Origin of the sequence: Amaricoccus sp. (genome assembly GCF_036846665.1) — a bacterium.
Classification (GTDB): Bacteria; Pseudomonadota; Alphaproteobacteria; order Rhodobacterales; family Rhodobacteraceae; genus Amaricoccus.
In genome coordinates this window covers 1-8,616 of record NZ_DAIUBO010000170.1, presented here as the reverse complement: position 1 = coordinate 8,616, position 8,616 = coordinate 1, and the positions used below count along the sequence as shown (strand labels likewise).

The window sequence follows — 8,616 nt, the reverse complement described above, 5'->3', positions numbered from 1 at the left end:
CGCTCGGAGCCCACCAGGCCGGCTCGAGTTTTCGCCGGCCGCGCGGCCGCGCATGCGGCTGCGTTCATTCAGGGGCGTGTCGGAGACGGGGCTACTCCGGCACGCCCAAACTTCATCGCGCGTTCTTGTCGTTCGGACGACAGGCTCCACGACCATGATCTGCGGCAGCAGTTCCAAGGCCGTCCCGCCTGGATAGCGGAGCGTGCGAGCTCCCGCCTATTCAGATCTCTCGGACATCCATTGTGACATTCATTGAAAGCAGATCGGTGGGTCTACCGTGGAAACTGCCGGTCACCGAGGCAACCTGCTGGATCCTCCTCGCAAAGGCGACAGGAATGAGATTGGTGGATCCGACCGATCTGTTGATTGCCGGGCCGACAGAGGATCGTCCTCGAGATTGACGGCAAGCACCACTATGCGAACGGCGAGCGCGCCGATCCTGGCCTGTACGCCGAAATGGTTGCGGCTGATCGCAACTTTCGCCTCCGCGGCTAGCCTTTCCCGACCGTCTTGTGTTCATGCCTCGAGCATCCAGCAAGACGGCACGCAGGTTCGTGTGATGCAATGTTCTGCATAACCCGCTATGTTCGTGGAGAATTCACGAAGTTCGGGATCATGCTTTCGTCAGACGCCACCATAGACTGGACCACTGTTCCGATTGCCCGGATCGAGGATCTGCGTGATGCGGTGCTTGGCGCCGGCCTCGACGCCACGCAGCTATCGCGAGGAAATCTTTCCGGTGGCATCGCCTTCGCCGAACGCGACGGAATGGTCTTCACCTCCGGGTATGTCGGTGGACGGGTTGCGCTCAACGGGCCACTCTCGGGCGATCGGGTCACGATCGGGATCGGTATCGATCTGCCCACCGGGACCCGGCACTGGCTGAGCGAGGTCGGAACCGGGAATGTCGGCGTCTACCTTCCGGGCGACGAGCACGACTCGATCTATGCGCCTGGATCGCTCTACGCGACCGTGACATTGACGGCGGATCGGCTGGAGGCGGAGGCGGCACAGCTCGACCTCGCTCTCGATGAGCGGACGCTTGGGGGCACCGGCGTCCATCCGCGCAAGGTGGCGCCGACGATTCCGACCCGGCTGCGCGAGCAATTCCGGTCCGTTCACGGCGGCCATCCCGTTCCCGGCGATCCAGCGCGAGCCATGCTCCATGCCGTCCTCTGCCACCTCGCACGGCCCCCGCGCGCGATGAATGTCGGGACGCGCCCTGGCAGTCATGGCCGCATCGTCCGACGGGCCCGCGCCTACATCGCCGAGCACCTGTCGGAGCCCATCTCGGCCGACGCGCTCGCCTCGGCGGCCGGCGCGTCCCGGCGGACGCTCTTCCGGGCTTTTGCGGAGATCCTGGACGAGACGCCGCGAAGCTACGTGCGACGGCTGCGCCTGCATCGCATCCGGCGCGACCTCGCCGACGCTCCCGAACGCGTCTGCACGATCGCGCTTATCGCGAACGAGTGGGAAATGAGCGATCTCGGTCGTATGGCGGGCGCGTACCGCGACCTCTTCGGCGAGAAGCCGAGCGAGACCCTTCAGGCGGCACGCGCGCCGGGGCCATAGGATTTTGGCACGAACTGCACAGACCGCTCCTCGTTCCAGCCGCATTCTGGTCCTGACACTAGCGGGGAGACTGTCGATTTGGCGTTGGAGCCGGCGGCCAGTTCGAGTTGCGAGGCGTGGCGGCGGTTCCCGGTCCGGCGAATAGAGGACCTGCGCAACGCCGTTCTCGGCGCAGATCTGGAGGCGATGCAGATGGCGGGGCCGCCTCCCAGCGGCAGCCTCGCCTTTCGCGCCAGTCGCGGCATCGTTTTCAGCACCGGCTTGATTGACGGCAAGGTCGACCTGCGCGGGGCGCTGGCCGAGGACGCGGTGACCCTGATGCTGTGTTTGACCCTCGGGTCCGGATCACGCCTGTGGCTTGACGAAGCCAAGGTGGGCGAAGCCGTCATCGTCATGCCCAGGGGCGAGCTCGACGCGATCTTCGCGGGGCGCTCTGCCTATGTAGCCGCAACTCTCACCGAAGACCGCCTGCGAAGCGAGGTCGCGGGATCCGGCCACTGGGGCGATTACGGCACGCCTGGCAGGGCCATTATCCGCCGCGCCACGATCCCGTCGCCGGATTTGGAAGAGATCAGGCGGCAGGTCGCCCTGATCCACCAGTCGGCGTCTCATGCGGTCCGACCCGGGCTCGACTCGGCGACCCTGCGCCTGCTCATCGGCCGTTTCGCGTGCTCCTCATCGACGAGCGACACGTTCCGCTCGAGCAGGAAGGCGGGGATCGTCCGCCAGGCGCGGGAGTATATCCACGAGAACCTCGCAGCGCCGATCCGCATGTCGAATCTCGTGCTCGCGACTGGCGCCTCGGCGCGAACGTTGCACCGGGCCTTCAAGGATATCCTCGAGGAGACCCCGCAGGGCTATGTTCGTCGTGCGCGCCTTCACCGCGTACGACGCGATCTGGTGTCTCGGCGTGGAGTGATCTGCACGATCGGCGACGCGGCCGCGCGCTGGGGCGCCGGCAGCGACCCCGGCCGTCTCGCCGTCAGGTACAGGGAGCTTTTCGGCGAGAAGCCGAGCATGACACTCGCAACTGCCCGTAGCAGGTCGCGCCAAACCGAATGGATGTAGGCGGATTGGCACGATCTACGTAGACGGCAGGGCGGAGCGCACTGTTACCGTAGAGGCAGGTTCGGCCCGCGAGGGGAGGACGCGGCAAAGGAGGTGGACCGTGGCGCAGTGGACAATTGGTAAGGCCGTGATCGCGACGATACTGATGGCCGGTCCGGCCGCAGCCCAGAGCGATTCGGCGGCGCAGGCAAACAACCCGCTCGCCAACACCAAGGCGCTCAACTTCCAGAACCAGTATACGGGCGAGCTTTCCGGGACGGACCGCGACGCCAACCAGCTCTTCCTGCGCTATGCGCAACCGTTTTCCGCCTTCGGCGGCCAATGGCTGATGCGCGCGACCCTGCCGGTGAACACCTTCCCCGAAGCGGGAGGGGGCGACACAACGGGGATCGGCGATTTCAACGTTTTCGCCGCCTATCTCTTCGACACCGGGAATCCGGCGATCAGCTTCGGCGTCGGGCCGCAGGTCACGCTCCCCACCGCAACCGATGATGCCATCGGATCCGAGAAATGGTCGCTCGGCTTCGCCAACGTGCTTTTCAATGCGACGAGCCGACAGTTCCAATGGGGCTATCTGCTGACATGGCAAGCCAGCGTCGCGGGCGATGACGACCGTGCCGACGTGAACATTGGCGCCTTCCAGCCCTTCGGGTTCTACCAACTCGGACAAGGTTGGTACCTGCGATCCACAGGGACCTGGACCTACGATTTCGAGACCGACAACTACGCCGTCCCGATCGGATTGGGCGTCGGAAAAGTGTTCCAGACGGATTTTGCGACGGTCAACGCCTTTGTCGAGCCACAATACTCGGTCGCGACCGAGGGCGACGGCCAACCCGAATGGGGCATCTTTGGCGGCCTCAATTTCCAATTCTGACCGGAAGGGAGGAACTCATGACGGAATTCCCAATCAGATTGATCACTGGCGCCGCGCTGCTCTGCACCACCTCGCTCGCAGCCATGGCGCAAGATGCCGTTCCGCTGGACCAGGCCACACTCAGCGGCGACGAAACAATCGCCACCCCCTATGGCAGGGTCGAGCTGGAGGATTCCTACTTCGGCGAAGAAGACTCGCAGATGCTCTTCGACGCGATGGACCTTCAGCGCGCCGCGCAGCTCTACATCTGGTCCACGCCGCTCGTCAGCATGACCACCTGGCGCGACGCCCAGGGCGAAGCCTTCGGGACGGACGCGCCGGGCACCTTCGCGGTGCTGGAAACGCTCAAGGAAAAGCGCGGCATTGTCACCGCCAACCTGACGACGCCCTACATCTTCAACTTCACCGACCTGTCGGATGGACCGGTGCAGATCGACTATCCAGCGGGCCAGACGGCGGGTGGTGTTCTGGACATGTGGCAGCGACCCGTCTTCGATCTTGGCCTGACCGGGCCGGACAAGGGCGAAGGCGCGACCTATATCGTCGTCGGACCCGAGGAGGATCCCGCCGACTACGAGGCGGACGGCGTTTACGTCTACCAGAGCGCCACGAACAACGTGTTGGTCGGCATCCGTATCCTCGACCCGGACCCGGCCTTTTACGACACCTTCGTCTCGGACTACGCGATGGGCCCGACCGGTGAGACCAGCACGAGCGACTTCATCAAGGGCAAGGACGTGGAATGGAGCGCGACGGCACCGCGCGGCCTTGCCTACTGGGAAAAGCTCGCCGCCATCGTCAACGAAGAGCCCATTCGCGAGATCGACAAGCCCTGGATGGCGATGATTGCCCCTCTCGGGATCGTCAAGGGACAGGACTTCGCCCCGACGGACCGGCAGCAGGAGATCCTGACGAAAGGCGCGGCGCTCGGGGAGCTGATGGCCCGCAACCTGCAGGTGAACCCGCGCTACGCCGAGGTGTGGTGGGAAGGCACCTCCTGGTACAAGAGCTTCGATTTCCAGGTCGCGCAGGAAACGGACACGATCCAGCAGATCGACGAACGCGCGACATGGTTCTATGAGGCCGTCGCCTCGACCGAGGGCATGGTCAATCCCCAGCCCGGCGAAGGTCAGGTCTACATGACCTCCAAGCGCGACCAGAACGGCGACATGCTCCGCGCCGACCGCAACTACACGCTGCATGTTCCGGCCGATGTGCCGGTGGGCCAGTTCTGGTCGGTCACGCTCTACAGCGAGGAAACGCGCCGCCCCTATGACAATGGCGGCATCGAGATCGCGGACGTCACAAAGGGCAGCCGGACCGAGAGCCTGCAGGTCAACGAGGACGGCAGCGTGGACCTCTATTTCGGCCCCGACGCGCCCGAGGGGATGGAGAGCAACCACTTCAGGACCGTCGGAGATGATGGCTGGTTCGTCTATTTCCGTCTCTACGCGCCCGAGGAAGCCTTCTTCGACAAGAGCTTCAGGCTGGAGGATTTCCAACGCGTCGAATGATGACCGGGCCCGTCGGATCGCTCGGCGGGTCACCCCGAACCCAGTCAAGGGAGACTGATGATGCAACACCTCCTCAAGGTAGCGGTTTGGAGCGGTGCATTTGCCGCGATCGCCGGTATGGCCACGGCGCAATCCGAACGCATTCAGGGCCTCGCCAACCTGCCGTTCGAGAACAACCGTCCCACCGAGGACACCGCGCAGACGCTGATGGAGGAACTGACCTTCCAGCGCGCCACGCAGACCTATCTCTGGGCGATGCCGCTGCTGAACACCATGGGCATGCGCGACGGCGCGGCCGAGGCGTTCGGCACCGGCTACAACATCATGCCGATCTGGACCGAGCGGCTGGATGCGCAGACCAGGATCACCACGCCGAACTCGGACCTGATCTACGCCATGGTCTTTGCCGATCTGGGCGAATCCGGCCCGCTGGTCTTCGAAGCGCCGCCGGGGCTGCAGGGGATCATCCTCGACGCCTGGCAACGCCCGATCCCGGTCGATGGCGGGGAATATTTCGGCGATCTCGGCCTGCCCGGACCGGATGGTGGCGAAGGCGGGAACTTCCTGATCGTGCCGCCGGGCTGGGACGGCGAGGCGCCCGAAGATCACTATGTATACCGCTCGGGCACCAACAACGTCTTCTTCTTCCTGCGGTCCTTCTACCAGTCGCTCGACAACATCGCGCCTGCGACGGAGCTGCTGAAACAATCGGTGATCTACCCGCTGGGCCAGAAGGACAGCGCGAAGCCGATGGAGTTTCCGGACGCTGCGGGGGGCTCTTACAACATGCTCCCGCGCGCCGACGCCACCGCCTTCGACCAGCTCAAGTATCTTGTCGACACGGAAGGCGAAAACCTCGCCGGGCCGGACTGGCTGGGCATGCTGGAAGGTCTCGACATCGCCGCCGACCGGGATTTCTCCCCCGACGATGAAACCCGCGTGATCCTGGATGCGGCCGCGCAGACGGGCTACAAGACCAGCCGCGTGATCGGGTTTCAACACGGGCTCGATGGTGCCGATTTCCGCGTTTTTGAAGATCGGCAATGGCTGAACCCGGTCAACAACGTCTCGGCGCGCTGGCCCGACGTGCCGGTCGGCCTGGACTGGATGTCGACGGAGGCGGGCTACCGCGATCTCGACGCGCGGGCATGGTTCTTCACCGACTATTTCTCGATCAGCCCCGGCATGGTGTCGATGACTCCCGGAAAGGGGGCGTACTACATGATCGGGTTCGAGGATGCCGATGGCGACCCGCTGGTCGGGGACCAGAGCTACACGCTCGACCTGCCGCCGGATATCCCGGCGGAGCTGTTCTGGTCGGTGACGCTTTACGAGGCCGAGAACGCCTCGGGTCTCGACAACGGGCAGCCCTTCCCCTCGCTCGGAAAGCTCGACGAGCCGGCTCAGAATGACGACGGCAGCACCACGCTCCATATCGGCCCCGAGGCGCCGGACGGACAGGAGTCCAACTGGCTCGCGACGGCGCCGGACCGCGGCTTCTTCGCGATCCTGCGCCTCTATGCGCCCTCGGAACCAGCACTGAACGGAAGCTGGAAACCGGGCGACATCGAGAAGGCAGAGTGATCGCAGAGCCGGGCGACCACCGCGAAAGGAAATGACATGAAGCGACTTATGTTGAGCATGACAATGGCCGCCGCGTTGGGGGTCGCAACCGCCCCGTCACCGGCCTTGGCGCAGGGCGGCGCAGTTGACACGGGGGTCGGCGAAAACGGCGTCGCCCTGCCATCCAGCCCCGCGTTCAGCGAAGACGGCGGGGAGCCGGTGACCATGGAGAACGTGGTGCGCGCGGAAACCGCCAAGTATCTCGCGGCGGAGACCATCACCACCGGTCCCAACACGTTCAGGCACGAACGCGAGGGGATCGACCTCGACGATCAGACCGTGATCCGGTCGAATTTCGACCTGGTCTATTCCTACGGGGTCTGGGATGTCAGCGAGGGCCTGACCATCGAGGTGCCCGACTACGACCTTCTGCACCTCGTGCAGGTGCTGGACGAGAACTCCGTCACGATCGGCGTCGCCTATCCCGGCGATACGCTCGAGATCGGCCCCGACGACGTCACTTACGGCAATCATGTCTATCTCTTCATGCGGACCCAGCCCCGGGACCGGACCGAGGCCGGGATGGACGAGATGCGTCAGCGGCAGGACGCTGTGACCATCACCGCCGGGTCGGATGCGCCCTACGAGCCCGACGTGCAGTACGATCTCGCCAGCTTCAACACGTTGCGTAGTGACCTGATCCGGCGCGCACCGACGGAAGTGGTCATCGAAGAGGGCTTCGTCGACGATATCGACGACATTTCCGAACCGCAGTTCCAGCTGACCAATCTCGCCGGATGGGGCGGTCTGCCAGCCCAGCACGCCTTCTACTTCGTCGTGCTTCCAGGCGATGAGGGCGCGGCAGGTGGCGAGACGGCCAGCGTCACCTTCGAGCCGCCCGACCTTCGCTATGACGATGCCGGCTACTGGTCACTGACCTTCTACAACGCCGATGGCTGGGTTGAGACCGATCCCTTCGTCGTCAACAGCCGCACTGCAACGATCAACGACGACGGGACGGTCACAATCACCGTCAACGGCGGCGCGGACGCGATCAACAACGTCGCGGCGCCAGCGAACTGGAACGCACTGTTCCGGAACTATCTGCCGGTATCGGTCGACGAGATCGTGAAATTTCGCGATGAATTCAACGAAACGCACAAGGTGATCTCGGAGTAGTCGTTTCGACCTTGGTTTTAGCAGCTCGGTTTCCGTGCGCCGCCCATACAGATGAAAGGTCAGAAAGGGCATTAGAAGGAAGCGCCGCCTTGAACATCCGTCGTGGCGCGCGTGAGCTGTCTCGATCTGCTCGGCCAGACGCCCGGCGCGTTCGCCAGAGCGGCGCTGGGCCAACAGGAACGACAGGATCGCCAGGACGATGACGCCGTAGCGGAGCGCCGCGCGCGCCCATGCCGATCCGGAGAGCGTGGCAATGAACCCGCCGATCACCGCCGCCCCCGCTTCCAGTCGTCAAGGCGAGCGTAGATGGTGACCGCGATGCCGCCGAGCGCGACGGCGATGAATACCCATCGCAGGGTGTCGAGATACGGCACAATCGGCAGGATTGCGGATTGGGTCTCCGCCAGGACGCTCTGCGCCACCTCGACCCCAGCTGCGCCCAGCGTCGCCACGCCTGCCGCGCCACCACCCTTCATGGTGCGGCTGTCGGCCAGCACTTCGCGCGCAGGCGGCGTCTCGGCTGCAAATGCCGTCGCCCGGACCGGAAACCGCTCGCCCCACTGGCGCGCGGGGCCGACGTCGACGTGCATGAAGCCCGAGCGCGGGTAGAAGCCGAAGCCGAGGAACCCGACCTCGCGCGCTGCCGCCTCGAAGGCCACCGGGTCGTGGTTCGCCATGGCGATGTCAAAGGCCGCGCCGTCGAGATGCTTCGACCGGGTAGCACCACCAACGGCGCGGTTGTGCTCGGGGCTGCGATAGGCAGAGCGGACGATCAACGGCTTGCCCAACCGGTCGCGCAGCGCCTGCAGCTTGTCGAGCGCGGGTTCGTTGATGAGCAGCTTG

Annotated in this window: 7 protein-coding genes; 6 read left to right on the top strand and 1 reads right to left on the bottom strand. The window is 64.8% G+C overall.

The window, feature by feature from the left end:
* The first annotated feature begins 564 nt into the window (after positions 1–564).
* From V7050_RS15095 to V7050_RS15070, 6 genes are all read left to right on the top strand, one after another.
* The gene (locus tag V7050_RS15095) at positions 565–1,572 is read left to right on the top strand and encodes a helix-turn-helix domain-containing protein (RefSeq protein ID WP_324375593.1); all 1,008 of its coding nucleotides are present in this window, start codon (positions 565–567) and stop codon (positions 1,570–1,572) included.
* Positions 1,573–1,650: 78 nt separating this feature from the next.
* Positions 1,651–2,640: a helix-turn-helix domain-containing protein gene (locus V7050_RS15090; protein WP_324375591.1), complete on the top strand. Its 990-nt coding sequence runs from the start codon at positions 1,651–1,653 to the stop codon at positions 2,638–2,640.
* Positions 2,641–2,740: 100 nt separating this feature from the next.
* A complete protein-coding gene (locus tag V7050_RS15085; RefSeq protein WP_324375589.1) occupies positions 2,741–3,517 on the top strand; it encodes a hypothetical protein in 777 nt (258 codons plus the stop codon).
* Positions 3,518–3,555: 38 nt separating this feature from the next.
* Positions 3,556–5,031, top strand: coding sequence for a DUF1214 domain-containing protein (locus V7050_RS15080; protein WP_324375586.1), 1,476 nt, complete (start codon positions 3,556–3,558; stop codon positions 5,029–5,031).
* 57 nt (positions 5,032–5,088) lie between these two features.
* Positions 5,089–6,615 carry a DUF1254 domain-containing protein gene (locus tag V7050_RS15075; protein WP_324375585.1) on the top strand — a complete coding sequence of 509 codons (1,527 nt, stop codon included), beginning with the start codon at positions 5,089–5,091 and terminating at the stop codon, positions 6,613–6,615.
* 63 nt (positions 6,616–6,678) lie between these two features.
* Complete coding sequence (locus tag V7050_RS15070) at positions 6,679–7,773, top strand: DUF1254 domain-containing protein (protein WP_324375583.1); 1,095 nt, start codon at positions 6,679–6,681, stop codon at positions 7,771–7,773.
* Between the two features lie 266 nt (positions 7,774–8,039).
* Here the strand turns inward: V7050_RS15070 and V7050_RS15065 are convergent.
* A partial coding sequence (locus V7050_RS15065; protein WP_324375581.1) for a YcbK family protein occupies positions 8,040–8,616 on the bottom strand: 577 nt, incomplete at its 5' end.

Excerpts from the sequence above, each read along its gene's own strand:
- V7050_RS15095 (WP_324375593.1), top strand. The coding sequence starts at position 565 with ATGTTCTGCATAACCCGCTATGTTCGTGGAGAATTCACGAAGTTCGGG.
- V7050_RS15075 (WP_324375585.1), top strand. The coding sequence starts at position 5,089 with ATGATGCAACACCTCCTCAAGGTAGCGGTTTGGAGCGGTGCATTTGCC.
- V7050_RS15070 (WP_324375583.1), top strand. The coding sequence starts at position 6,679 with ATGGCCGCCGCGTTGGGGGTCGCAACCGCCCCGTCACCGGCCTTGGCG.